Consider the following 24,251-nt stretch of genomic DNA (forward strand, 5'->3'; position numbering starts at 1 on the left):
TGACACTCGCTGCGCGCTGGCCGACACCGCCCAGCAACAGGTGCGCGGCACACAGGCAAGACCCGTTCACCGGAGGTATTTGATGGAAGGCGAGCACGCCGAAGACCCGACGCTGTTTCCCGCCAAGGTAGGCGAGAAGCTGCGCGCCGCGCGTGAGGCGCAGGGACTCGATCTCGCCGAGGTCGCTAACCGCACACGCATCCCGCTCCGGCATTTGGAAGCGATCGAGAAGGGCAATTATACCGGTTTGCCCTCGGTCACCTATGCGATGGGCTTCGCCAAGGCCTATGCCCGCGCGATCGGCGCCGACGAAGTGGACATCGCGCGCGATGTGCGCGCCGAGCTCGGCCAGTATGAGCGCGCCGCGCCGATGGCCGAATATCCTCTCGACGACCCCAGCCGCGTGCCGCCGCGCGGCCTCGCATGGGCCGGGCTGATCGTCGCGGTGCTGGTATTGGTCGGCGTCGGGCTCTGGTACGGCACCAATCTCTTCCGCGGCGGCGCGCCCGCAACCGACGGGCTGGTCCAGGTCCAGGACAATGCTGCGACGCCGGCGCCCGACAACGGCACCGCCGCCGTGCCGGTTCCGGCAGGCCAGGAGCATGTCACGCTCGTCGCGCTCGACACGGTCTGGCTGCGCGTCAGCGACGAGACCGGCAAGCGGCTGTTCGAGAAGGAAATGGCGCCGGGCGAGCGCTACGAGGTGCCGATCGAAGTCGCGCATCCGATTGCCCGGATCGGCCGGCCCGACAAGCTCCAGGTGACGATCAACGGTTCGAACGTGCCGCCGCTCGGCGCCGGCGATCAGGCGGTCAGCGTCGATGTCAGCGCCGCCGCGCTCCGCGCCCGCGCGGCACCGGGCGCAACGCCGACGCCCGGCGCCACGTCCACGCCCGCGCGCACCGGCCAGCGCCGTCTCGGCCCGCCCACGCCGGCAGGCCTGGACTATTCGACGCCCGCCAATTCGAGCGCCGCGCCTTGAGGCTGGCGTCGATACTTCGCTATATTCGTGTCTTCTTTGTTTTTCCGGCTGAAACTGCGCCACCCGGGGGTTTGACTATGCGTTTCGTGATGGCTGCGGCGGTCCTCGCCGCGATGGGCGTGAGCGGCACCGCCGCCGCGCAGACGGCGATCGTGACGGTCGAGGGCCGCGTCGACCGGCTCGAGCGCGAGATGCGTGCCGTGCAGCGCAAGATATTCCCCGGCGGCGCCGGCAAGACGGTCGAGGCGCAGATCACGCCCGAGACCAGCACGGTCGTCCCCGGCTCGCCGGTCGATACCCCGCTCGCCGATCTCACTCAGCGCGTCGGCGCGCTCGAGGGCCAGATCCAGCAGATGACCGGCCAGATCGAGCAGGACCAGAATCGCCTGCGGCTGCTCGAGGAGGCGTTCAACGCCTATAAGCGCGCCACCGATACGCGGCTCGCCACGCTGGAGACCGCTTCGCGCCCGCCCGCCGGCGACGCGATGGGCGATGCGAGCGGCACCACGGTGATCGACGCGCCGCTGCCCGTGATCGCGAAGCCGGTCGACAAGCCCTTCACCAGAGTCGTGCCCGCCGCCGACAAGCCCGCCGCGAAGCCGACCGGCCCGCGCGCGGAGCAGGTCGCGGCGATCGAGAAACCCAATAGCGGCGATCCCGCCGAGGACGGCTATGCCTATGGCTTCCGCCTGTGGCAGGCCAAGCTCTATCCCGAGGCGCGCCGCGAGCTCGAGGCGGTGGCGACGAAGTATCCGACGCACCGCCGCGCCAGCTATGCGCAGAACTTGCTCGGCCGCGCCTATCTCGACGCCGGGGCGCCCAGCCTCGCCGCGGTGGCGTTCTACGAGAATTACAAGAAGAACCCCAATGGCGAGCGCGCCGGCGACAGCCTCTATTATCTGGCGCAGGCGCTCACCAAGCTGAAGAAGCCGTCGAGCGAGATCTGCAAGGTCTATACCGAGCTGACCCAACTCTATGGCGAGCGGCTCAACGCCGAGATGAAGGCCGGGGTCGCTCAGGGACGTGCCGCCAACAAGTGCCAGTGACGCTCTAGCCGATCCGCTAGGGCCCCGGGCGGCGCGCTTCCGCGCCGATCTGCTGGCGCTGTCGGGCCGCGCGCCCGCGCCCGATGCGCCGCTCGCGCTCGCCGTATCGGGCGGGCCGGACAGCATGGCGATGCTTGCGCTGGCGCATGCGGCGTTTCCGGGCGCGGTCGTCGCCGCCACCGTCGATCACCGCCTCCGCGCGGCGTCCGCCGATGAGGCGGCGATGGTTGCGCAAGCCTGCGCCGCGCTTGGCGTGCCGCATTGGGTGCTGGTGCCAGCTTCGCCGATAAAAGGCGCGAGCATTCAGGCCAAGGCACGGGAAACGCGCTATTTTCTTCTGGAACACTGGGCCGCCGAAGTTCGCGGCTGCGCGCTCCTGACCGCGCACCACGCCGATGACCAGGCCGAGACCTTCCTGATGCGCGCCGCGCGCGGTTCGGGAGTCGCCGGGCTCGCCGCGATCCGCGATCGGCGCGAACTGGGCGCCAACGGCCTGAATTTGCTGCGCCCCTTGCTCGATTGGCGCCGCGCCGAGCTGCGCGATCTGGCAGTCGCGGCGGGGCTGCCCTTTGTCGACGATCCCTCGAACGCCGATGATCGCCACGACCGCACCCGCTTCCGCGCGCTGCTGGCGAACAATGTGGAGCTCGATGTTCGCGCGCTCGCCGCCGCCGCGCGCTATGCCGCCGAGGCGGAGGCGACGCTCGCCGCGCTCGCCGATCGCTTCTGGGCGGAGCGCGCCGCGGTCGCCGCGGACGAGATTCGCCTGGAGATCGTCGATCTCCCCCGCGAGATCCGCCGCCGCCTCGTCCGCCGCGCGATTCGCGAGATGCGGAGCCGGGCGGGAATCACGACGCCCGCCTTTCCCGACGGTGCAAACATCGAAGCCTTGTTGGACCAGTTGGAAAACGCTTCGGGAGGCACGCATGCCGGAATCGAGGCCCGCACCCGCGCAACCTTTGCAACCTTCCGCATGTCTCCGCCGCGCCGATCACTCTGATCGACGTTGTTCCATTGTCATTAACGTCCACATGCCTATCTACTAGCCTCTGAAAGGTGTTGGGCAGGATATGAGCGACAACGGCAAGCAGCAGGGTCCGGACAATGGGGGCGGCAATCCCTGGATGAAGAGCCTGCTGATCTGGGTGGGAATCCTGGCGGCGCTGGCGCTGTTCGTCACCTTGTTCGATCGCCCGGGCGGCGGTCAGCCGGCGGGGAACACGATTCCCTATTCGACCTTCCTCGACAAGGTCGAGGCGGGCGACGTCAAGGAAGTCAACATCTCGGTCGGCACCGGGGTGGTGACCGGCACCATGACCGAGGGCAAGTTCCGCACCAACATCCCCAACGATCCCCAACTTACCCAGCGCCTGCGCGACAAGGGCGTCGTGATCAACGCGCGTCCGGAAGAGCAGGCCTCGATCTGGCAGTATATCCTGGTCCAGTCGCTGCCCTTCCTGCTGTTCCTCGGCATTGCCTTCTTCGTGCTGCGCCAGATGCAGAAGAATTCGGGCTCGGGCGCGATGGGCTTCGGCAAATCGCGCGCACGTCTTCTCACCCAGAAGGAAGGCAAGGTCACCTTCGACGACGTCGCCGGCATCGACGAGGCGCGCGAGGAGCTGCAGGAGATCGTCGAGTTCTTGAAGGACCCGTCGAAATTCGCCCGCTTGGGCGGCAAGATTCCCAAGGGCGCGCTGCTGGTCGGCTCGCCCGGCACCGGCAAGACGCTGCTGGCCCGCGCGATCGCGGGCGAGGCGGGCGTGCCCTTCTTCACCATCTCCGGTTCGGACTTTGTCGAGATGTTCGTCGGCGTCGGCGCGAGCCGCGTGCGCGACATGTTCGAGCAGGCCAAGAAGTCCGCGCCGTGCATCCTGTTCATCGACGAGATCGACGCGGTCGGCCGCTCGCGCGGCGCGGGTCTGGGCAACCAGAATGACGAGCGCGAGCAGACGCTGAACCAGCTGCTGGTCGAGATGGACGGCTTCGAGGCGAACGAAGGCATCATCATCATCGCCGCGACCAACCGTCCCGACGTGCTCGATCCCGCGCTCCTGCGCCCGGGCCGCTTCGACCGCCAGGTCGTCGTGCCGCGCCCGGACATCGAGGGCCGCGTGAAGATCATCCAGGTCCATATGAAGAAGGTGCCGCTGGCGCCCGACGTCGATGCCCGCGTCATCGCGCGCGGCACGCCAGGCTTTTCGGGCGCCGACCTTGCGAACCTCGTCAACGAGGCAGCACTGCTGGCAGCCCGTCGCGGCAAACGCCTCGTCGCGATGAGCGAATTCGAGGACGCCAAGGACAAGGTCATGATGGGCGCCGAGCGCAAATCGATGCTCATGACCGAGGATGAGAAGCGGATGACCGCCTATCACGAGGCCGGTCACGCCATCGTCGCGATGCATGAGCCCGCGTCCGATCCGATTCACAAGGCGACGATCATCCCGCGCGGTCGCGCGCTGGGCATGGTGATGCGCCTGCCGGAGCGCGACCAGAATTCGATGCACCGCGACCAGATGTATGCGCATCTCTCGATCGCGATGGGCGGCCGCGTCGCCGAGGAACTGATCTTCGGCTACGACCGCGTCTCGTCGGGCGCGTCGAGCGACATCCAGTCGGCCACGCGCCTCGCGCGGTCGATGGTCACCCGCTGGGGCATGTCCGATGCGGTCGGTCCGCTCGAATATGCCGAGGATGAGCAGAATTATCTTGGTTATGGCATGGCGCGTGCGGCGCAGATGTCGAACGAGACCGCGCTGCTGATCGATGCCGAGATCAAGAAATTGGTCGAGGGCGGTCTCAACCGCGCCAAGCAGCTGCTGACCGACCATATCGATCAGCTCCACGGGCTTGCCAATGCGCTGCTCGAATATGAGACGCTGACCGGCGAGGAGATCAAGCGGCTGATCGCGGGCGACGATATCGGTCGTGACGATGCGAGCACGCGCGCTGCGCCGGTTCCCACCGGCGGCACTTCGATCCCCAAGATCCGCCGCCCCAAGGGCCCATTCGGCAATCCGACGCCCCAGGGCGCCTGAACCCGGGTTCCAACGGACACGAAAACTGCGTAGCCCTTCCTCGAGACGATCGAGGGAGGGCTTTTCGCATGATGCGGCTGTTCGCCGCCGCGGCGCTGTTTTCGCTTCTGGCCGGCCCGGTCCAGTCGATGAGCGTGGCGGAGTTCCTGGCCAAGGCCAATGCGCTGAAGGCGAAGGGGGCGCTAGCCCTGCTGTCGTCCGATCTCGGTCTTCTGCAGAAGGAGATGGCCGATATCAGCACCGTCTATCGCGCCGACCTCCAGGCCGCGCGCGCGGCCGGCAAGGCCCCGCACAGCTGTCCGCCACCCAAGGGCCAGGTCAAGATGGACAGCAGCCAGCTGATCGCCGAGCTCGAGAAGATCCCGGCGAAGCAGCGCGGGATGAGCATGAAGACCGCCTTCTACGCGATCATGAAGCGCCGCTATCCCTGTTAGGCGCTCAACCGAACATGCCCATCAGCACCAGCAGGCTGACGAACAATGTGATCACGATGGTGATGAACCAGGACAGGATCAGCGTCCGGACGACCGCCGAGAACCAGCCGAGCTGATAGGCCTGCTTCATCTGCCGCGTCATATGGACGAGCGGGACCAGCATTCCCGCGGTCACCAGCCAGCCGGTGCTCACGCCCACCGCGCCCAGCACGGTCAGCACGATGAACAGCATCGACATGAACGCGATCGAATAAGTTATGAACACGGTATGGTCATAGAGCTTGTACTGGCGCTTCCAGAAGAACAGCAGCCAGACGAACGGTAGCGATAGTGGGATCAGCAACCAGGAGAATTTGTAGACGCTCGATTGCAGCTTGTAGAGCATCAGCGCCGGGTTCTTCTGCCACTTCTCGATGCCGTGATCGAGTGCGTGCCAGCCGGTCAGCTTGGTGGTGACCTTGACGGGGTTCTCCCCGATCGCCTTGGCGGCCGTGTCCAGCCCGCGAATGTCATTCTCGGCCTCGGCGATGCGCCGCTCATATTTGGCGCGCTTCGGATCGCCTACCGGGCGTTCGTCACGCTCTTTGATCGCATCCTGGCGCTCCTCGACGGCTTCCTGCCGGGTCTGTTGGATCGTGGCCAGGGGCTTGCCGTTGACGGTGTTCAGCTCGGCAGGCGTCGAGATGCCGAGGATCTGGAACACCGCGAACATCGTGAAGACCGAGAAGAGGAAGATCGCCATCGGCGAGACGAATCGCGCGCGCTCGCCGGCGATGTAGCGCCGGGTCAGGTCACCCGGCCGCCAGGCGAGCAGCGGCAGCGTCTTCCACAATTTGCCTTCGAAATGCGCGACGCCGTGCAGGATCTCGTGCCCGATCGCGCCGAGCGACCGGTGGATATGGCCCGATTGCCCGCATTCATGGCAGTGCGGGCCGATCAGTGCGGTGCCGCAATTGAGGCAGATTCCGCCGGCCTGGCCTTGGCCTTCGCCATGATGCGGCTCGACGGCGCGGCCCAGCAGCCCGCCCGTCACAAGTTCCCCTGCTGCGTCAAAATCCCCCATGCGCCCAAGACCTACCAGCTTCGCCCCAGCCGTGCTAGCGGGTGCAGCATGGCTGATGCCGATACGAATATGCTGATCGCCGAAATGGGCAAGCGCGCCCGCGCCGCCGCACGCGTGCTCGCGGCGATGCCGACGGACGCCAAGAGCCGGGCGTTGCTCGCCGCCGCCGCAGCGATCCGCGAGGACAGCGCCGCAATCGTCGCCGCCAATGCCGAGGACATGGCGGCAGCCGAGGCGTCGGGCCTTTCCGGCGCGCTGCTCGATCGGCTGCGGCTCGATGCCGGCCGCGTCGAGTCGGCGGCCGCGGGCGTGGAGGCGGTCGCGCGGCTGAGCGATCCCGTCGGCCAGCTCATCGACCGTGCCGAGCGCCCCAACGGGCTGGTGCTGACGCGGATCCGCGTGCCGATCGGGGTGATCGGCATCATTTATGAAAGCCGCCCCAATGTGACCGCCGATGCCGGCGCGCTCGCGGTGATGGCGGGCAATGCCGCAATCCTGCGCGGGGGTTCGGAAGCGATCCGCAGCAACCGCGCGATCCACGCGGCGCTGGCGCGTGGGCTCGAAGCGGGCGGTGCGCCTGCCGACGCGGTGCAGCTCGTCCCGGTCACCGATCGCGCGGTGGTGGGCGCGATGCTGACGGCGGAGGGGCTGATCGATCTGGTCGTGCCGCGCGGCGGCAAGAGCCTGGTCGCGCGCGTCCAGGCCGAGGCGCGGGTGCCCGTGCTCGCGCATCTCGACGGCATCAACCACACCTATGTCGATCGCGCCGCCGATCCGGAGATGGCGCGCTCGCTCGCGCTCAACGCCAAGATGCGCCGCACCGGCATCTGCGGCGCGACCGAGACGCTGCTGATCGACCGCGGCTTCGCCGATCCCAGGCCGATCCTGGCGGATCTCGCCGATGCCGGTTGCGAGCTGCGCGGCGATCCGGAAATCCGTGCGATCGAACCCCGCACCCAGGCCGCCAATTCGGACGACTGGGACACCGAATATCTCGACTCGATCCTGTCGGTGAAGCTGGTCGACGGCGCCGACGGCGCGATCGAGCATATAGCCCGGCACGCCTCGCACCATACCGACGCGATTGTCACCGAGGACGCGGCAACGGCTGAACGTTTTCTGGCAGAGGTCGACAGCGCGATCGTGATGTGGAACGCCTCGACCCAGTTCGCCGATGGCGGCGAGTTCGGGCTGGGCGCCGAGATCGGCATCTCCACCGGCCGCCTCCACGCCCGCGGCCCGGTCGCGCTCGAGGGGCTGACGACCTATAAATGGGTCGTTCGCGGCACGGGTCAGACGCGACCTTGAAGCGCATCGGGCTGCTCGGCGGATCGTTCAATCCGGCGCATGAGGGACATAGGCGGCTTTCGCTCCATGCCCTGCGCGCCCTCGAGCTCGACGAAGTGTGGTGGCTGGTCTCGCCCGGCAATCCGCTCAAGCCCGAAAAGGGCATGGCGCCGTTCGCCGCGCGGATGGCTTCCGCCAGGGCGATGGCGCGCCATGCGCCGATCCGCGTCACTTCGATCGAGAAGCGCCTGAAGACGCGCTACACCGCCGATACGCTCACCAAGCTGCCGCGGCTCTATCCGCGCCACCGCTTCATCTGGCTGATGGGGGCGGACAATCTGGCCCAGTTCCACCGCTGGGAACGCTGGCGCCATATCGCCCGGCAGGTTCCGATTGCGGTGATCGCCCGTCCGGGTTATGATCGTCAGGCCCACGCAAGTCCTGCGATGGGTTGGCTGCGGCGCGTTGTGCGGCCCGCAGGTCAGGCAAAGAATTGGACGCGATGGAGATTGCCGGCACTCGTGCTGTTGCGCTTCCGCCCCGATCCTACCTCGGCGACACGCCTTCGGGCCGCCGATCCCGTCTGGCACCGGCGATTCCTCGGCTTGCTTCAGAACCGTGTTTTGAAGGGGTCGGCGCCGTATCCACACCTCGGCACAGAACGCGTTCAACCCTAGGAGTTATCTTGGCCACTTCCCCCAATGTGCAGCGCTCGACCGACGCCGACGGCGTTGCAGCACTGCATAGACTCGTGATGGCGTCGCTCGACGATGACCAGGCGGTCGAGACGGTTTCCATCCCGCTTGCAGGCAAGAGCAGCATCGCCGATTTCATGGTGGTCGCCTCGGGCCGCTCGACGCGTCAGGTCGCCTCGATGGCCGCCAAGCTCGCCGAGAAGATCAAGGCCGAGTTCGGCCGCAGCCCCCGCGTCGAGGGCCTGCCCACCGCCGATTGGGTGCTGATCGATGCGGGCGACGTGATCGTCCATCTGTTCCGCCCCGAAGTCCGCAGCTTCTACAATCTCGAGCGCATGTGGGCGTTCGGAGACACGGCCGCCGCGGGCCAGGCCTGATTCCCGTCGGAGCCGCCTAGATGCTGCTCCATATCGTCGCGCGCGGGCGTATCGGGCGCAGCCCCGAGGCGGAGCTGGTCGACCGCTATCTGAAGCGGGTCTCCTGGCCGGTGCGCGTGACCGAACTTCCCGATACCGGCGGGCGCGTGCCCGCAGTCGAGCCGGCGACTCGAATCGTCCTGCTCGACGAGACCGGCGAGAATTTGCCGTCGCGCGTGTTCGCCGAACGGCTGGGCGCATGGCGCGACGATGGCGTGCGCGAGGCGCGTTTCCTGATCGGCGCCGCGGACGGCTTCGGCGATGCCGAGCGGGCTGAGGCGCATCTCCTCCTGTCCTTCGGCCGCGCGACCTGGCCGCACATGATGGCGCGCGCGATGCTCGCCGAGCAGCTCTGGCGGGCGGCCTCGATCCTCGCCAACCACCCCTATCATCGCGAAGGCTGATGGGACCGGCGCGCAGCCTCGCTCTCGCCGCCGCGCTGACCGCGATGTTCGCGACCGGCAGCCTTGCGGGTGCGCAGGTTCCGGGGATCGCGGACCAGCAGCAACGGCTTCGTGCTGCGCAGGCCCAGTCCCAGGCCGCCCAGGCGCGCTCGCAGGCGCTGGAGCGCGCCGCCGCCGGCGAGCGCGACCGCGCGGTGCAGGCCAGGGCCCAGGAGGCCGCCGCCGCCGAACGGATCAAGGCGGCCGAGGCCGATATCCAGGCCGCGCAGGCGCGCATCGCGATCGTCGACCGGCTGTTCGCGGCGCAACGCGCGCGCGTCGCCGCCGGGCAGGGGCCGGTCGTGCGACTGATCGCGGCGCTGCAGTCAATGGCGCGCCGCCCCCCGGTGCTCGGGCTGGTCCAGCCCGGATCGACCGAGGACATGGTCCATGTCCGCGCCGTGCTCGGCACGACGATGCCGGTGGTCGCGGCGCGCACCGCCGATGTTCGCGCCGAGCTCGGCCGCGTCAAGCGGTTGCGCATCGCGGCCGAGACGGCGGTCGCCAGCCTGCGCCAAGGCAGGGTGCGGCTGGAGGGCGAGCGCAATGCGCTGGTCCAGCTCGAGGCACGGCATCGCCTGCGCTCGAGCGAGCTCGGCCGCAGCGCGATGATCGAGTCGGACCGCGCGATGGCACTCGGCGAACGCGCGCGCGATATTGTCGACCAGATGGAGAGCGCTGGCGCGGCGAGCGAAGTCCAGGCCGATCTGGCGGCGCTGCCGGGTCCGCTGCCGCGCCCGGCGCAGAATGGCGAGGCCGGGCCGGCCGCCTTCCAGCGGCAGGGGTCGGCGGCGTATCGCCTGCCGGTTTCCGGCCGTGTCGTCACCGGACTGGGCGAGCTTTCGGCCACCGGCGTGCGCGCGCGGGGCGTGACCCTGACCTGCGCCGCGAACGCGCAGGCGGTGGCGCCTGCGGGCGGCGCGATCGTCTATGCTGCGGGATTCCGGGATTATGGCGGGGTGGTGATCATCGATCACGGCAAGGGTTGGACCAGTCTGGTCTCAGGATTGGGGGCGCTTTCGGTGCGCGTCGGCGACAAGGTCGCGCAGGGCCGCGCGATCGGTCGCGCCGCGGGCGGGGATGCGCCGCGCGTCACCGTCGAGCTGCGCCGCCGCGGCACACCGATGGACCTCACCCAGCTGCTCGATTGAGGCCAGGGCCCCGAGCTGGGGTTCTGGTTTGCCCGCCGTGGAAAAGCCGCTATCCTGCACTAGATAAGTACGCGTATTTCCAGAAAGCCAATTGATGCTGCGTTCGTTCCTTCAAGTCACCGCCGCCGTCAGCGCGCTCGCGCTCGTGCCGATTGCCTCGGGCGCCATGGCGGGCGTCGACACCAACAGCTATCGCGAGCTGGACACCTTCATGGAGGTGTATAACCAGGTGAAGGCGAACTACGTCGACAAGGTCGACGACAAGACGCTGGTGAAGGGCGCGATCCAGGGCATGCTTTCGGCGCTCGATCCGCACAGCAGCTATGCCGACGGGCTCGATTTCGACAATCTCAAGATCCAGACCGACGGCAACTACGGCGGCCTCGGTCTCACCGTCACTCAGGTCGACGGCGCGGTGAAGGTGATCGCGCCGACCGAGGATACGCCGGCGGCACGCGCGGGCATCAAGTCGGGCGACTTCATCACCCATCTCGACGGCAAGTTCATCGTCGGCGGCAGCCTGGACGAGGCGATCGAACAGATGCGCGGCGCCCCGGGTACCAAGATCAGCCTCACCGTGGTGCGCCCGGGCGCCGACAAGCCGCTCCAGTTCACGCTGGTGCGCGAAGTCATCGTCCAGAAGCCGGTGAAGTGGGAGATCAAGGGCAACGTCGGCTATATCAACATCAACACCTTCACCGCGCAGACCGCGGGCGACACCGCGCTGGCGATCCAGGCGATCGACAAGAAACTGGGCCACAAGCCGCTCGGCTATATCGTCGATCTGCGCGAGAATGGCGGCGGCTTGCTGAGCGAGGCGATCGGTGTGTCCGACGTGTTCCTCACCCATGGCGAGATAGTCTCGCAGCGTGGCCGCGAGAAGAACGACATCGAGCGCTATTATGCCGAATCCATGTTCCCGGGCGATCTCGCGCGCGGGCTGCCGGTGGTCGTGCTGGTCGATTCGGGCACCGCCTCGGCGTCCGAGATCGTCGCCGGCGCGCTCCAGGATCATCACCGCGCGCTGGTGATGGGCGTGCGCAGCTTCGGCAAGGGCTCGGTCCAGTCGATCCTGCCGATGGGCCAGCGCGCCGCGCTGCGCCTCACCACGGCGCGCTACTACACGCCTTCGGGCCATTCGGTGCAGGAAGGCGGCATCAAGCCGGACATTCTCGTCCCCCAGATCTCCGATCCCGATTACAAGGACCGGCCGGTGGTGCGCGAAGCCGATCTGCGCCGCCACCTGATCAACCAGGAGAAGGTGGACGACAGCGTCCTCGAAGAGGATGTCCGCGCCGATCCGCGCTTCTCGGCGACTCCGGAACAGCTGAAGAAGCAGGGCATCGACGATTTCCAGCTCAACTACGCCCTCCAGACGATCGCACGACTGGGGCCGAAGCCGCAGGTCGCGACCAAGGGCAAGTAAGGCGATGCGCTCGGACGGCCTTCGCACGGCGCGGTGGATCGCGCTCCTCCTCCCGCTCGCGCTGATGGCCGGGGCGCTCGGTTCGCAGTTCATCGGCCATCTGGTGCCCTGCGAGATGTGCATGTGGCAGCGCTGGCCGCATTATGCCGCGATCCTGGTCGCGTTGCTCGCGTTCGTGGTGCGCCCGCGCCCAGTGACGATGCTGTTCGTATTGGTCGCCGGCGCGCTGATCGCGCTGAGCGGGGCGATCGGCGTCTTCCATGCCGGCGTCGAGTATAAATGGTGGCAGGGGATCACCGCTTGCACCACCAATCTGACCGCCGGCAACCCGATGGACATATTGAACGAGGCACTGCGCAAGCCGCTCGTGCGTTGTGACGTACCGCAATGGCAATTGTTCGGAATCAGTCTCGCGGGCTTCAACGCGATCTTCTCGCTCGGCGGCGCGGTGGCGATCTTCGCGCTGGCGGTGCGCAGGGGCCTGAGATGAGCTGGAAGCCTGGCGACCGACGCGAGGCGACCGACGCGATGGTCCGGGTGGACCAGGCCGGCGAATATGGCGCGACGCGGATTTATGCCGGGCAGCTCGCCGTGATGGGCGATCGCACGCCTTCGGCGCGGATGATCGCCGGCATGGCCAATCAGGAAGAGCGCCACCGCGCCTTTTTCGACGCGATGATCGCGCGAAGAGGCGTGCGGCCGACCGTGCTCCAGCCGTTCTGGAACGTCGCGGGATTCGCGCTGGGCGCGGTGACGGCGGCAATGGGGCCGCGCGCGGCGATGGCGTGCACCGCGGCGGTGGAGACCGAGATCGACCGCCATTATCGCAGCCAGCTCGATCTGCTCGGCGATAGCGATCCCGAGCTGAGCAAGGCGGTGGCCGAGTTTCGGGACGAGGAGTTGGAGCATCGCGACACGGCGATCGCCGCGGGCGCGGAAACCACGCCGGGCTATCCGTTACTGTCTGGTATGATCCGCGCGGGGTGCCGGGTCGCAATTGCGCTGTCCAAACGTATATGACAGGCGCTGTTCAATCGGGGCATGTACAATGCCCGGGTTCGGACTTTCGAGGAGAAGACCGATGCTGAAGAGGATCGCGTTCCTGGCCGGCGCCGTCGCGCTGCCAATGCTGATACCGGGTGTGGCGCACGCGCAGAATGCCGCGCAGAACGGCGTCCTGATCATCTATGGCCAGGACAAGTGCCCGACCAACGACAATGGCGAGGAAATCGTCGTCTGCCAGCGGCTCGACGAGGCCGAGCGCTTCCGCATCCCCAAGACGCTGCGCGACCAGCCCGGGGCTCCGCAAAAGACCGAGAGCTGGGCGGTGCGTTCGCAGGATGCGCTGGAAGCCGGCAATTTCGGCACCGGCAGCTGCTCCACGGTCGGCGCTGGCGGCGGCACCGGCTGCTTCGTCCGCCAGGCGACCAAGGCCAAGGCCGATGTGAAGGCGCGCAAGGCGGAAGAGGCCACCCTGCCGCTGCCCTGAGCGCACTCAGGCCTTGCGCAGGAGCCACTTCGGCGGATCGCGCCGCACGGCATCGACGATGATCAGCAGTATCGCAGCGGCGCGGAAACCAGCGCACATGGCGATGTCGGTGGTCGTGGCGTAGGGCCAGGCATTCTCCATCCCGGCGAAGAACCAGAATTCCGCGAAATAGGCGGCGATGTCGCCGGCCACGAACAGCGCCACCGGCCACAGCCGCGGCGCGGTCATCACCAGCGCCGGATAGAGCCACAGGTCGAATTGCGGCGAATAGACCTTGTTGGTCAGCATGAACCAGGCGAGCACCGGGGTGAACAGCACCCAGAGATGCGTACGATGTTGCCGCCAGCCGAGCGCGACGATCAGCGCGGCGCCGGCGACGAACAGCGCGGCGGCGTAGAAATTGCGCTCGGCGATGCTGGGCCCCCACCAGCCCATATTGCCCGCTATCGCCCAGATCGAGGCCATGGTGCCCGGGCGCTCCTGCGAGAAAAGATAGAATTCGGACCAGTTTGCCGGCGCGATCAGCGCGATCGGCAGGTTGACCACGCCCCAGGCGGCGAGCGCGGCCGCGGTGCACGCGGCGGCGCGACGCAGCCGGCGCTTCCAATCGCCTTCGCCGAACACTGCGCCCAGACCGATCAGCGGCAGCATTAGCACCGGAAACAGCTTCGCGGCGGCGCCCAGCGCGGCCGTCGCTGCTGCCGGTACCAGCCTGCCGCTGCGCGCGAGCAGCATCGCCCCCACCGCAAGCGCACCGGCGCCCAGATCCCAATTATGGCCGAGATAGAGGATCAGCGGCGGCGCCGCCGCCCAGGCCCATAGCCTTGGCCGGTCCATGCCGGCCTGCCAGAACAGCCAGAGGATCAGCCCGGCGAACAGCGCGTTGACCGCGCTCACCACCGCCAGGAACTGGAAATCATGCGCCTTCGAACCGAACAACGCGTGGGTGACAACCCCCTCCACCCAGATCTGGGCGCCGGTCAGCACCGGATACTCCATTCGCGCCTCGAGATAGGGGAGCTGCCCCTTGTCGACGCCGCGCATCCGCCAGAAGGGCAGGGCGTCGTTGTAGCAGCCGGTGGTATATTGCTCGCCGTCGGTCCAGCCGCCGGGCGTGCAATGCGCCTTGAACAGCCAGCCGAGGGTGCAGGTGATAGCGAGCACCAGCGCCAGCCAGATCAGTTGCCGATCGATCGCACGCCGCATTTCCCACCCCTTATCGCGCGCGGTTTAGTCGGCGTGGCGGCGAGCGTCCATCGCGCCGATCGGTCAGCGAAGCGCCGGACGCTTGAACCGTTTCCCGCGCGATCCGTTGGACAGGCGAAACTGGGAGAACGAACCATGGCCGACGCACGCATCTTTGCCGATCTGATCGCCGACCATGACCGGCAACGCGCATTGATGGCGCGGCTGGCCGAAACCTCGGGCGACAGCGCGGAGCGGCGCGAACTGTTCGAAACGCTGCGCAAGGAACTGCAGGCGCATGCCGCCGCCGAGGAGGAATCGCTTTATGCGACGATGCTCGCCAGGCCCGATCTGCGCGAGGACGCCCGGCATTCGGTGAGCGAGCACAAGGAAGTCGACGACATGCTCGGCGAACTGGTCGAGATGGAGATGCACTCGAGTGCGTGGCTGCCGAAATTCAAGGAAATGCGCCACCGCTACACCCATCATATCGACGAGGAGGAGGAAGAGATGTTCCCCACCGCGGCCAAGGAGCTGTCGGGCGCCGAGGAGGAGCGGCTCGGCAAGGTGTTCGAGGAGCGCAAGCCGCGCGAGCTGGCGCGTGCCGAGGCGCATCTCCCAGGCGACCAACGCGAATGATTGGCGCGCGTAACTGACAGGACTGTCAATTCCCCCGGGCTTGCGTATCATCGCCGAAAAATACCCGAGGGAGAGAGGGATGCTTCGACTCTGTGCGCTTGCCGCGCTGCTGGCCGCGACTCCGACGTTGGCGCGCGACATCACCGTGGAAGCCGGGCCCAACGCGCAGGAGCGGCTGCAGGGTGCCTTGCTCGACGCCAAACCCGGCGATGTCGTCCGGATCGGCGCGGGCCGGTTCGAGCTGACCGACGGATTGAGCCTCGACGTGCGCGGCGTCACGGTGCGCGGCGCGGGCCCCGACAAGACCGTGCTCAGCTTCAAGGGCCAGTTGGGCGCGGGCGAAGGGTTGCTCGTCACCTCGGACGATGTGGTGCTGCGCGACTTCGCGGTCGAGGATTCGAAGGGCGACGGCATCAAGTCCAAGGGTGCGGACCGCATCGTCTACAAGAATGTCCGCGTCGAATGGACCGGCGGGCCCAAGGCGAGCAACGGCGCGTACGGCGTATATCCGGTCGAGAGCAGCGACGTGCTGATCGACGGCGTCACCGTGAAGGGTGCTTCGGACGCGGGCATCTATGTCGGCCAGTCGAACAAGATCATCGTCCGCAACTCGACGGCGATGTTCAATGTCGCCGGCATCGAGATCGAGAATAGCGGCCATGCCGACGTCCATGACAATCTCGCCACGCACAATACCGGCGGCATCCTGGTGTTCGACCTTCCGGCGCTGCCCCGGCGCGGCGAGGGGCATGTCTCGGTGCGCAACAACAAGGTAGTCGACAACGACACGCCCAATTTCGCGCCCAAGGGCAATACCGTTGCCACCGTGCCGACCGGCACCGGCGTGCTGATCATGGCCGAGAACGACGTGCTGGTCGCCAACAACGAGCTGAGCGGAAACGGGACCGCCAACATCATGGTCGTCGCCTATCGCCAGCCCTTCGAGGACAAGGGCTATGATCCGCTCCCGCGCAACATCACCATCCAGCCCAACAAGCATGGCCGCGCCGGTTTCGCGCCGGCGATGCCGGGCGGCGTCCAGCTCGCGGCGGCGCTAGGCGGCACACTGCCGCCGATCTTCTGGGACGGCACCGGCGGCGCGGAGGTGAAGCTGGTCGTCAACGATTCCGTGCCGGTGCTCTCGCTCGGCCTCGCGCTTGGTGCGCCGATCGAGACCGCCAGGCCCGACATGCCGAAGCTTGCCGGTGCCGCGCCCGCGCCGCTGCCGCCGGTCAAGCTGTCCGATGCGATGGAGGCGGCTGCCCGGTGAGGTCCAAGGCATGAAGCTGTTGCTGGGTGCGATTGCGATCTTCACGGCGGCGCTGCTCGGCCGGCCGGGCGGTGTCAATGACGCGGCGATCACCGGCCAGGGCTTTCCCGCGCATCTTTCCGAATTCGACTTCTTCACCGATCTGAAGGCGCGCGCGCCCGCGCAGCGCCTGATGCGCTACGATCTCGAGACCGCGCTTTTCTCGGACTATGCCGAGAAGGAACGGTACATCTACGTCCCCGCCGGCAAGCAGGCCAAGTACGAGCCGGACAAGGCGCTCGACCTGCCGGTCGGCTCGGCGCTGGTGAAGACCTTCGGCTATCAGGTGAACGGTGCGTTCAAGCCGCTCGAGACGCGCGTGCTTCTCCATCGCGCCGAGGGCTGGGTGCCGATACCCTATGTCTGGAATGCTGACGGCACCGATGCGGACGTGCGGCGCGCCGGGACGCGCATCCCGGTCCATTTCACCGACAACGCGGGCGAACCGCACGATATCAGCTATGCCGTGCCCAATCAGAACCAATGCAAGGATTGCCACGGGCTCGCCGGCCAAGTGACCCCGATCGGGGTGAAGGCGCGGTACCTCAACCATGGCGGGCAGCTCGAGATACTGCTCTCGGCAGGCATGCTGGACCGATTGCCGGCCGATGCGCCACGCGTCGCGCGCTGGGACGAGGCGGGCTCACCGCTCGAAGCGCGGGCGCGCGCCTATCTCGAGATCAACTGCGCGCATTGCCACAACCCGGCGGGCGCAGCGTCCAACTCGGGCCTGTTTCTTGAGCTGGCCCGTACCGATGCCGAATCGCGCGGCATCTTCAAGCGGCCGACGGCGGCGGGACGGGGCAGCGGCACGCGCGATTTCGATATCGTGCCCGGCGCGGCCGACGCCTCGATCCTCACCTTCCGGATGGAATCGACCGATCCCGGCATCGCCATGCCCGAACTGGGCCGCGCGACCGTCCACAAGAAAGGCGTGGCATTGATCCGTCAGTGGATCGATTCGATGCCGAAAGCCGCTCCGAAGCGTTGAGCCGCTTCCGGGCGGGCGCGGGAGACGGCGATGGCGCAAGCGGCGCGGACACGACAGGGTAGCAATATCGCGGCGGCATGGGCGGCGCTGCGCGACGAGGCCGCGTCCTGCACCCGCTGCGATCTTTACAAGCGCGCTACCCAAATCGTTTTCGGCCTAGGCCCGGCCGATGCGCGGATGATGCTGATCGGCGAGCAGCCGGGTGACCAGGAGGATCTGGCGGGCAGACCATTCGTCGGCCCGGCGGGGCAGATGCTCGACCGCGCACTCGCGGGGGCGGGGATCGCGCGTGACAGCGTCTACGTCACCAATGCAGTCAAGCATTTCAAATTCGAGCAGCGTGGCAAGCGCCGCATCCATTCAAAGCCCAACGCCGGCGAGATCACCGCGTGCCGCTGGTGGATCGAGTGGGAGAGTCTGCTGGTGAAGCCCGAGGTGACGGTCGCGCTGGGCGCCACCGCGGCGCGGGCGCTGCTCGGCAAGACGGTGACGATCGGGCGCGAGCGCGGAAAGCCGATCGATCTGCCAGGCGGTGGCCTGGGCTGGATCACCATCCATCCGAGCTATTTGCTGCGCATCCAGGATCGTGGAGAGGCCGATGACGAGTTTGGCCGCTTCGTCGAGGATCTTAAGACGGCCAAGACCAGCCTGGACTAGGCCGGCGACACCTCGACCACCAGTCCGCCGCGCGGACGCAGCGTGACGCTGCCAAGCGGATCGACCGCGAACCCATCGGCAAGCGTGAAGCGCCGCGCGGCGAGCCAGTGGGCGAGGATCACCAACGCCTCGACGATCGCGAAGCGCGCGCCGACGCAGACGCGCGGGCCGCCGCCAAAGGGGATGTACTGGAAGCGGTGGCGCCCCGCCTCGTGGCCCGGCGCGAAGCGATCCGGGTCGAACGCGTCGGCATCGTCCCATAATTTGCGGTGGCGGTGGACCAGCCAGGGCCAGACCGAGACGATATTGCCCCTGGCGATGGGAACGCCGTGCAGTTCGTCATCGGCCATCGCCTCGCGCTCGAAACGCGGCGCAGGCGGATAGAGGCGGAGTGCCTCGTCCAGTATTTGGCGCAGATAGGGCAGGCGATCGGCCAGCGTTTCGGGGTCGCCGCCGATCTCGGCGCGCACCTCCTCGCGTGCCCGGTCCTGCACCGCCTGGTCGCCGGCGAGCAGATAGATGCTCCACGCCAGCGCATTGGCGGTGGTCTCATGGCCGGCGACGTAGAAGGTGGCCGCATTGTCGGTCGCGAGCGCCATCGCCTCTTCGGACGGAAAGCGTTCGTGCAGCCCGCGGATCATCGCCCCGAGGAAATCGTCACCGCCCTCGGGCCCGCGCTCGCGCACGATGGCGGCGAGCGTCTCGCGCAGATAGCGCCGCCCGCGTTCGCCGCGCCATGCGGTGCGGTTGAGCCGGATGCCGGGAAAGCCGAGCAAAGCCGTGATCCGCACCTGCCCCGCGGCGAGCAGTGCCGCTTCGATGTTGCGCGCCGCCGCGCCGCTGGTGAGGCGCGGATCGCCCGAGAACAAAGCATCGGCGATGATCGCCATGGTGGTGCCCGTGGCAGCCGCGGCGATATCCAGCCGGCCCCGATCGGGCCATGTCGCCATGCGCCGCTCGGCCGCCTGCGCGATCAGGCCGGCGAGCTGGGCGACGGCGCCGGGCGCGAAGCTCGGCGCGACGATGCGGCGCTGCGCGCGCCACAATTCGCTGTCCGAGCTGAGCAGGCCGCGTCCGATTAGCGGCGCCAGCACGCGCTTGACCAGCCGCGGCTTCTCGTAATTGGCGGCGTTGCCGAGCAGCACCCGCTCGATCGCGGCGGGGTGGCGCGGGATATGGACGATCGTGCCCAGCACGTTGCGCCTGGTATGCCATTCGGTGAAGGCGAGCTGCGACCAGCCCGCGACTGAATTGCGGGCATGCTCGTTGAACAGGCTGCGCCATGCCGAGGACATCTGCGCCGGGCGCGGCGGATGGACGGGCACGAAACGCGGATCAGCCACGCAGCGACTCCGCGATGCGCCGGACCTTTTCGGCGCGCCCGGGCGCGAACTTCTCGACCATCGTGCGATAGCGTTCGAGCGTCGCCGCGTCGGCGCGCTCAGGGGAGCCGCTGTCGAAGGGTGGTGCGGGATCATATTCCAGGCTGAGCTGGACGAAGCGGGCATGCGCCTCACCCCGGATCGCGGCAGTGAGCGCCAGCGCGAAGTCGATCCCCGCGGTCACGCCGCCGCCGGTCACGCGGTTGCGGTCGAACACCACGCGCTCGGCCGCCGGCTCGGCGCCGAACCAGGCGAGCTGCTCGCGCGACGCCCAATGGCAGGCGGCGCGATAGCCGGTCAGCAGCCCCGCGGCGGCGAGCAGCAGCGATCCGGTACAGACGCTCGTCACCCATTGGGCTTCCGCCGCCATGCGCCGCAGCCAGTCGAGCGTCTCGGTATCCTCCATCGCCGCGACGGTGCCGAAGCCGCCCGGCACGCAGAGGATGTCGGTGCGCTGTATTTCGGCGAGGGTGGCGGTGGGCAGGAGCGCGAACTGCGCGTCGGTGCGCACCGGATCGCGGGTCTTCGCGACAAGATCGAGCTTGGCGTTGCCGAGGCGGGACAGGACCTGCGCGGGGCCAGTCAGGTCGAGCTGGGTGACGTCGGGGAAGAGCAGGAAGGCGATGTGCAAGGGTTCGGGCATGCGATCCTCCGTCGGGAAGGGTGCCCAGGCGACGCGGCCGAAAACCCCGCGCTTCCCGATGGTGCTCCATCCAGATCGCCAGTCACGCGAGAGCCGCAGGATAGCGCAGCTGGGGCCGGGCGGGAAGTGCGCTCGGCTCCGATCCCGGTTGATCTTGCAAGGCCGACGATGCCACAGCGATGCCATGTCCTGGCAAGTCTCCGTCGTACCGCATGGCATCGAGCAGCAGCCGGTGGTCGTGATCGACCGGTTCGCCGATGCCGATCGCTTCCTCGACGATGTCTCGTTCCTGTCGCTGCGGCCGATGGGCGAGCATTATCCGGGCGTGCGCGCCGCCGTCGCGCCCGCGATGCTGCGCGACCTGCTGGTGCAGCTGGAGCCGATCGCCGAAAGCGTGTTCGGCATCGCGAAGCTGGAGATCGTCGACGCATTCTACTCGCTGGTGACCAGGCCTGGATCGGCGCTCACGCCGATCCAGCGGCTGCCGCATTTCGACGAGGTATCGCCGAGCCGGCTCGCCTTGCTGCATTTCCTGTCGCGCGACGAGAGCAGCGGGACCGCATTCTACCGGCACCGCAGCACCGGTTTTGAATCGATCCATGCCGCGCGCCTGCCCGAATATCGCGCCGCGCTGCAGGCGGACATCGCGCGCGCGGGCCTGCCAGACGCAAGTTACATCGCCGGTGACACGCCACTGTTCGAACAGATTGCGATGCACCAAGGACACTATAATCGCGCGATCCTCTATCGCTCGAATACACTCCATTGCGCAGCGATTCCGCAGGCCATGGTGTTGAGTGAAGACCCGGCCGTCGGGCGGCTGACGGTCAACACCTTCCTGGATGCTGCGCGGTAACACGCTGCTGTTGCGGAAAAACAACGCCCTGCATGGCTGCCAACTGAATACGTATGTGGCCGACTTGGCACTAGGCACCCCCCCGTCCACAAGCGCCGGGAATGGGTCAGTCGATCGTCCGTGATGGAGCGGGCGGGGGCATGACACCGACAGGGGAGGATTTCAGTGTCCCATATCGATTCCGGTTTTTCAGCGCGCGCGCGTCTCGCGCTGCGCTCCAGCACCGTTGCGCTCAGCAGCATCTTCCTGGTCACCGGCGGCGCCGCGTTCGCGCAGGAAGCGCCGAACCCGCAGTCACCGAACGCCAATCCTACTTCCGTCGCAACCGTAGAGGCGCCGGCGCCCGCGGCGAACCCCACGCCCGATCAGGAAGCCAGCCAGCAGCAGACCTTCGACGACACTGTCGATGACGGCACCGCGATCGTCGTCACCGGCATCACCGCCAGCCTTGCCAATTCCGCGCGGATCAAGCGTGACGCCACGCTGATCGTCGACTCGGTCTCCGCCGAGGATGTCGGCAAGCTGCCCGACGTCTCGATCGCGGACGCGCTTGCCCGCCTGCCCGGCGTCACCGCGCAGCGGCTCGAGGGCCGCGATCAGCGCCTGTCGATCCGCGGCCTCGGCCCCGATTTCTCGACGACGTTGCTCAACGGCCGCGAACAGGTCACCGTCGGCGACAATCGCGGCGTCGAATATGACCAGTATCCGTCGGAATTCTTCCGTAACGTCAATGTCTACAAGTCCGCCGACGCCTCGCTGATCGCGGCCGGCATCTCGGGCACCGTCGATCTGCGCATGCTGCGTCCGCTCGATCAGCCCAACCGGATCATCGCGATCAACGTGCGCGGCCAGATGAACGGCATCGATAAGCTCAATCCGGATGGCTCGCGCTACGGCTATCGCGCCTCGGCGACCTATGTCGACAAGTTCGCGAACGACACGCTCGGCATCGCGATCGGCGTCTCGGCGACCAAGACCCCGTCGCAGGACGAGCGCTACAATGCCTGGGGCTATGCGGGCAGCGGCACCGCCGCCGACCCGTTCGTGCTGGGTGGCGCCAAGCCCTATGTCCAGTCGAACGAGCTGAAGCGCTATGGCGCGGTCGGCACGATCGAATGGGAGCCGTCGGACAGCTTCCACTCGACCTTCGACGCGCTCTATTCGCATTTCGAGGAAACGCAGCTCCTGCGCGGCATCGAGTTCCCGCTCGGCTTCTCCGATCCGGTGAAGAGCGGCATCACCGTCGACGACGGCTTTGCGACCAAGACGACCTTCAGCAATGTCTTCGCGGTGCAGCGCAACGATTATAACCAGCGCAAGGCCGAGAACATCTCGCTGGGCTGGAACAACGATTTCAGGCTCACCGACACCATCCACTTCAACGTCGATGCGAGCTGGTCGCGCGCCACCCGCACCGATTTCCTGCTGGAGACCAACACCGGTTCGGGCTTCGCCAAGAGCGGCCTGCCCGACACCGTCACCGTCACCCAGAACGGTAACGGCACCTATCGCATCGTGCCGACGCTCGACTATACCGACACCAACATCTTCAAGCTGACCGACCCGCAGGGCTGGGGCAATAACGGCACGCAGCAGGTGGTCCAGTCGGGCTTCCTCAACCGCCCGAGCTTCAAGGACGATCTCAAGTCGCTCCGCGCCAGCCTGAACGGCGAGTTCGGGGGCGGCGCAATAAGGGGTTGGGAAGTCGGCGGCAATTATTCGCAGCGCGAGAAGACCAGCGCCTTCACCTCCTATTTCCTGTGCCCCACCGGCGGCGGCACCAACTGCACGGTTGCGAGCGGCACGCCGCTGTCCGCGCCGCTGCCCACCGCCGCGCTGCTGGGCGAGAACATCCCGCTCGACTATCTGGGCATCCCCAAGATGCTCACCTGGGATCCGCTCTACGTCTACCACAACGCGCTCAACGCCGCGTTCGACGGCCGCCCCGTGTCGCTGGTGCGCGACAATACGGTGACGGAGAAGGTGTGGACCGGCTATGGCAAGCTGAACATCGACGGCACGGTAGGTGGTAAGGCGCTGAAGGGTTCGATCGGCTTGCAGGTGGTCCATAGCGATCAGAGCTCGGACGGTCAGATCGCCAGCGTCAACAACGGCGCCGTCACGATCGCACCCGCGTTCGAGAAGGTGACCTATACCGATTTCCTGCCCAGCGCGACCATGTCGGTCGAGCTGATCCCGGGCGGCTACATCAAGCTCGGCGCGTCGCAGACGATGGTCCGGCCGCGGCTCGACCAGGAACGCGTGACGCAGGACGTGGCGATCAACTTCGGCAACATCCAGCTCAACAACACCAATCCAGGGCTGAACCCGGTGTTCACGTCGACCGGCGGCAACGTGGCGCTGCGACCGTACAAATCGACCAACATCGACCTGTCGGTGGAGAAATATTTCGCGGGCGGCGGCTATGTTGCGCTGTCGGGCTATTTCAAGGACCTGACCGACTTCGTCGATCCCAACAACAAGCTGCCTTATGATTTCTCGGGCCTGCTCGGCGCACTGACGCCGGCACAGCAGGCGATCGTCATCGCCAATGGGCTCACCCTCGGCACCGTCGCGGCACCGGCCAATACCGGCCGCGGCCAGGTGCTGGGCGGCGAAGCCACGATCTCGCTGCCGTTCAAGGTGATGACCAGCGCGCTGGACGGGTTCGGCGTGTTTGCGACCGGCAACTACACCTACTCGTCGATCAAATATGCCAATAATCCGAACCAGGCGATCACGCTGCCGGGTCTCTCGGATTGGACGCTCAGCGGCACCGCCTATTTCGAGAAATGGGGCTTCCAGGCGCGCGCCAGCTACCGCTATCGCTCGTCGTTCCTGGCCGAAGTCGCCGGCCTCTCGGCCGCGCCGACCTATCGCACCGCCAAGTCGGAAGGCATTCTCGACGCCCAGATCGGCTACGAGTTCCAGTCCGGCTTCCTGCAGGGCTTCTCGATCCTGGCCCAGGCCAAGAACCTGACCGACCGTCCGTTCGTCACCTATCAGAACAACGATCCGCGCCAGGTGATCGATTACCAGCGCTACGGCCGCGATTATTATATCGGCCTTTCCTACAAATTCTGATCCCGGCCCCTCCCGGCTATACAGGGCTGCCGTCGCAT

23 protein-coding genes, 1 pseudogene and 1 riboswitch are annotated in these 24,251 nt (G+C 67.3%); of the genes and pseudogenes, 20 read left to right on the top strand and 4 right to left on the bottom strand.

Annotated features, from left to right (window positions below; genetic code table 11):
• Positions 1–82: 82 nt before the first annotated feature.
• The 5 genes from IAG41_RS20170 (at position 83) to IAG41_RS20190 (ending at position 5,497) form a co-directional block, all read left to right on the top strand.
• The gene (locus IAG41_RS20170; protein WP_187730458.1) at positions 83–982 is read left to right on the top strand and encodes a helix-turn-helix domain-containing protein; all 900 of its coding nucleotides are present in this window, start codon (positions 83–85) and stop codon (positions 980–982) included.
• 77 nt (positions 983–1,059) lie between these two features.
• Positions 1,060–2,028, top strand: coding sequence for a tetratricopeptide repeat protein (locus IAG41_RS20175; RefSeq protein ID WP_187730459.1), 969 nt, complete (start codon positions 1,060–1,062; stop codon positions 2,026–2,028).
• The gene (gene tilS / locus IAG41_RS20180; protein WP_187730460.1) at positions 2,006–3,028 is read left to right on the top strand and encodes a tRNA lysidine(34) synthetase TilS; all 1,023 of its coding nucleotides are present in this window, start codon (positions 2,006–2,008) and stop codon (positions 3,026–3,028) included. Before IAG41_RS20175 ends, tilS begins: the two co-directional genes overlap by 23 nt.
• Positions 3,029–3,077: 49 nt before the next feature.
• Positions 3,078–5,063, top strand: coding sequence for an ATP-dependent zinc metalloprotease FtsH (ftsH, locus tag IAG41_RS20185; RefSeq protein WP_410468100.1), 1,986 nt, complete (start codon positions 3,078–3,080; stop codon positions 5,061–5,063).
• Between the two features lie 68 nt (positions 5,064–5,131).
• Positions 5,132–5,497: a hypothetical protein gene (locus tag IAG41_RS20190; protein WP_187730462.1), complete on the top strand. Its 366-nt coding sequence runs from the start codon at positions 5,132–5,134 to the stop codon at positions 5,495–5,497.
• Positions 5,498–5,501: 4 nt separating this feature from the next.
• Here IAG41_RS20190 and IAG41_RS20195 read toward each other — a convergent pair whose 3' ends face one another.
• Positions 5,502–6,560 (bottom strand): DUF3667 domain-containing protein, encoded by a 1,059-nt coding sequence (locus IAG41_RS20195; protein WP_187730463.1) that lies wholly within the window; start codon positions 6,558–6,560, stop codon positions 5,502–5,504.
• A gap of 48 nt (positions 6,561–6,608) precedes the next feature.
• On the opposite strand from IAG41_RS20195, the gene IAG41_RS20200 reads away from it, so the two are divergent.
• From IAG41_RS20200 to IAG41_RS20240, 9 genes are all read left to right on the top strand, one after another.
• Entirely contained in the window at positions 6,609–7,868 is a 1,260-nt protein-coding gene (locus tag IAG41_RS20200; protein ID WP_187730464.1) for a glutamate-5-semialdehyde dehydrogenase, read from the top strand.
• On the top strand, positions 7,865–8,524 hold the full coding sequence (locus IAG41_RS20205; protein WP_262408784.1) for a nicotinate-nucleotide adenylyltransferase: 660 nt from the start codon (positions 7,865–7,867) through the stop codon (positions 8,522–8,524). The genes IAG41_RS20200 and IAG41_RS20205 overlap by 4 nt, the downstream gene beginning before the upstream one ends.
• A 77-nt stretch (positions 8,525–8,601) precedes the next feature.
• Entirely contained in the window at positions 8,602–8,919 is a 318-nt protein-coding gene (gene rsfS / locus IAG41_RS20210) for a ribosome silencing factor (protein WP_262408796.1), read from the top strand.
• A 20-nt stretch (positions 8,920–8,939) separates the two neighbouring features.
• Positions 8,940–9,362: a 23S rRNA (pseudouridine(1915)-N(3))-methyltransferase RlmH gene (locus tag IAG41_RS20215; protein ID WP_187730466.1), complete on the top strand. Its 423-nt coding sequence runs from the start codon at positions 8,940–8,942 to the stop codon at positions 9,360–9,362.
• Complete coding sequence (locus tag IAG41_RS20220) at positions 9,362–10,552, top strand: murein hydrolase activator EnvC family protein (protein ID WP_187730467.1); 1,191 nt, start codon at positions 9,362–9,364, stop codon at positions 10,550–10,552. Before IAG41_RS20215 ends, IAG41_RS20220 begins: the two co-directional genes overlap by 1 nt.
• A 94-nt stretch (positions 10,553–10,646) precedes the next feature.
• Positions 10,647–11,978 (top strand): S41 family peptidase, encoded by a 1,332-nt coding sequence (locus tag IAG41_RS20225; protein WP_187730468.1) that lies wholly within the window; start codon positions 10,647–10,649, stop codon positions 11,976–11,978.
• Between the two features lie 4 nt (positions 11,979–11,982).
• Complete coding sequence (locus tag IAG41_RS20230) at positions 11,983–12,468, top strand: disulfide bond formation protein B (RefSeq protein ID WP_187730469.1); 486 nt, start codon at positions 11,983–11,985, stop codon at positions 12,466–12,468.
• Positions 12,465–12,998: a demethoxyubiquinone hydroxylase family protein gene (locus IAG41_RS20235; RefSeq protein WP_187730470.1), complete on the top strand. Its 534-nt coding sequence runs from the start codon at positions 12,465–12,467 to the stop codon at positions 12,996–12,998. The genes IAG41_RS20230 and IAG41_RS20235 overlap by 4 nt, the downstream gene beginning before the upstream one ends.
• Positions 12,999–13,059: 61 nt before the next feature.
• Positions 13,060–13,467 (top strand): hypothetical protein, encoded by a 408-nt coding sequence (locus IAG41_RS20240; RefSeq protein ID WP_187730471.1) that lies wholly within the window; start codon positions 13,060–13,062, stop codon positions 13,465–13,467.
• Between the two features lie 6 nt (positions 13,468–13,473).
• Here IAG41_RS20240 and IAG41_RS20245 read toward each other — a convergent pair whose 3' ends face one another.
• The gene (locus IAG41_RS20245; protein WP_187730472.1) at positions 13,474–14,673 is read right to left on the bottom strand and encodes a hypothetical protein; all 1,200 of its coding nucleotides are present in this window, start codon (positions 14,671–14,673) and stop codon (positions 13,474–13,476) included.
• Positions 14,674–14,808: 135 nt separating this feature from the next.
• Here IAG41_RS20245 and IAG41_RS20250 point away from each other — a divergent pair, with 135 nt between their 5' ends.
• The 4 genes and pseudogenes from IAG41_RS20250 to IAG41_RS20265 all read left to right on the top strand — a co-directional run.
• Positions 14,809–15,291, top strand: coding sequence for a hemerythrin domain-containing protein (locus tag IAG41_RS20250; RefSeq protein WP_187730473.1), 483 nt, complete (start codon positions 14,809–14,811; stop codon positions 15,289–15,291).
• Between the two features lie 79 nt (positions 15,292–15,370).
• Positions 15,371–16,561, top strand: coding sequence for a parallel beta-helix domain-containing protein (locus IAG41_RS20255; RefSeq protein WP_187730474.1), 1,191 nt, complete (start codon positions 15,371–15,373; stop codon positions 16,559–16,561).
• A gap of 10 nt (positions 16,562–16,571) precedes the next feature.
• A complete protein-coding gene (locus IAG41_RS20260) occupies positions 16,572–17,591 on the top strand; it encodes an SO2930 family diheme c-type cytochrome (protein ID WP_187730475.1) in 1,020 nt (339 codons plus the stop codon).
• Positions 17,592–17,594: 3 nt separating this feature from the next.
• A pseudogene (locus tag IAG41_RS20265) lies at positions 17,595–18,248 on the top strand (UdgX family uracil-DNA binding protein); the annotation flags it as partial.
• Here the strand turns inward: IAG41_RS20265 and IAG41_RS20270 are convergent.
• Together IAG41_RS20270 and IAG41_RS20275 are read right to left on the bottom strand one after the other, a co-directional pair.
• A complete protein-coding gene (locus IAG41_RS20270) occupies positions 18,245–19,591 on the bottom strand; it encodes a cytochrome P450 (protein WP_187730477.1) in 1,347 nt (448 codons plus the stop codon). The pseudogene IAG41_RS20265 and the gene IAG41_RS20270 sit on opposite strands and share 4 nt — an antisense overlap.
• The gene (locus IAG41_RS20275; protein ID WP_187730478.1) at positions 19,584–20,273 is read right to left on the bottom strand and encodes a DJ-1/PfpI family protein; all 690 of its coding nucleotides are present in this window, start codon (positions 20,271–20,273) and stop codon (positions 19,584–19,586) included. The genes IAG41_RS20270 and IAG41_RS20275 overlap by 8 nt, the downstream gene beginning before the upstream one ends.
• 15 nt (positions 20,274–20,288) lie before the next feature.
• Positions 20,289–20,369, bottom strand: a riboswitch (ZMP/ZTP riboswitch).
• Positions 20,370–20,457: 88 nt separating this feature from the next.
• Here IAG41_RS20275 and IAG41_RS20280 point away from each other — a divergent pair.
• Entirely contained in the window at positions 20,458–21,129 is a 672-nt protein-coding gene (locus IAG41_RS20280; protein WP_187730479.1) for a DUF6445 family protein, read from the top strand.
• A 165-nt stretch (positions 21,130–21,294) separates the two neighbouring features.
• On the top strand, positions 21,295–24,213 hold the full coding sequence (locus IAG41_RS20285) for a TonB-dependent receptor (protein ID WP_316251191.1): 2,919 nt from the start codon (positions 21,295–21,297) through the stop codon (positions 24,211–24,213).
• The last annotated feature ends 38 nt before the right edge of the window (positions 24,214–24,251 follow it).

Origin of the sequence: Sphingomonas sp. JC676, assembly GCF_014489075.1 — a bacterium.
Classification (GTDB): Bacteria; Pseudomonadota; Alphaproteobacteria; order Sphingomonadales; family Sphingomonadaceae; genus Sphingomonas.

Bases quoted from the DNA above. Each gene is read 5' to 3' on its own strand.
- IAG41_RS20170 (WP_187730458.1), top strand. From the start codon at position 83: ATGGAAGGCGAGCACGCCGAAGACCCGACGCTGTTTCCCGCCAAGGTA.
- IAG41_RS20175 (WP_187730459.1), top strand. From the start codon at position 1,060: ATGCGTTTCGTGATGGCTGCGGCGGTCCTCGCCGCGATGGGCGTGAGC.
- IAG41_RS20190 (WP_187730462.1), top strand. From the start codon at position 5,132: ATGATGCGGCTGTTCGCCGCCGCGGCGCTGTTTTCGCTTCTGGCCGGC.
- IAG41_RS20195 (WP_187730463.1), bottom strand. From the start codon at position 6,560: ATGGGGGATTTTGACGCAGCAGGGGAACTTGTGACGGGCGGGCTGCTG.
- IAG41_RS20200 (WP_187730464.1), top strand. From the start codon at position 6,609: ATGGCTGATGCCGATACGAATATGCTGATCGCCGAAATGGGCAAGCGC.
- rsfS (WP_262408796.1), top strand. From the start codon at position 8,602: ATGGCGTCGCTCGACGATGACCAGGCGGTCGAGACGGTTTCCATCCCG.
- IAG41_RS20215 (WP_187730466.1), top strand. From the start codon at position 8,940: ATGCTGCTCCATATCGTCGCGCGCGGGCGTATCGGGCGCAGCCCCGAG.
- IAG41_RS20220 (WP_187730467.1), top strand. From the start codon at position 9,362: ATGGGACCGGCGCGCAGCCTCGCTCTCGCCGCCGCGCTGACCGCGATG.
- IAG41_RS20225 (WP_187730468.1), top strand. From the start codon at position 10,647: ATGCTGCGTTCGTTCCTTCAAGTCACCGCCGCCGTCAGCGCGCTCGCG.
- IAG41_RS20230 (WP_187730469.1), top strand. From the start codon at position 11,983: ATGCGCTCGGACGGCCTTCGCACGGCGCGGTGGATCGCGCTCCTCCTC.
- IAG41_RS20235 (WP_187730470.1), top strand. From the start codon at position 12,465: ATGAGCTGGAAGCCTGGCGACCGACGCGAGGCGACCGACGCGATGGTC.
- IAG41_RS20240 (WP_187730471.1), top strand. From the start codon at position 13,060: ATGCTGAAGAGGATCGCGTTCCTGGCCGGCGCCGTCGCGCTGCCAATG.
- IAG41_RS20245 (WP_187730472.1), bottom strand. From the start codon at position 14,673: ATGCGGCGTGCGATCGATCGGCAACTGATCTGGCTGGCGCTGGTGCTC.
- IAG41_RS20250 (WP_187730473.1), top strand. From the start codon at position 14,809: ATGGCCGACGCACGCATCTTTGCCGATCTGATCGCCGACCATGACCGG.
- IAG41_RS20255 (WP_187730474.1), top strand. From the start codon at position 15,371: ATGCTTCGACTCTGTGCGCTTGCCGCGCTGCTGGCCGCGACTCCGACG.
- IAG41_RS20260 (WP_187730475.1), top strand. From the start codon at position 16,572: ATGAAGCTGTTGCTGGGTGCGATTGCGATCTTCACGGCGGCGCTGCTC.
- IAG41_RS20275 (WP_187730478.1), bottom strand. From the start codon at position 20,273: ATGCCCGAACCCTTGCACATCGCCTTCCTGCTCTTCCCCGACGTCACC.
- IAG41_RS20280 (WP_187730479.1), top strand. From the start codon at position 20,458: ATGTCCTGGCAAGTCTCCGTCGTACCGCATGGCATCGAGCAGCAGCCG.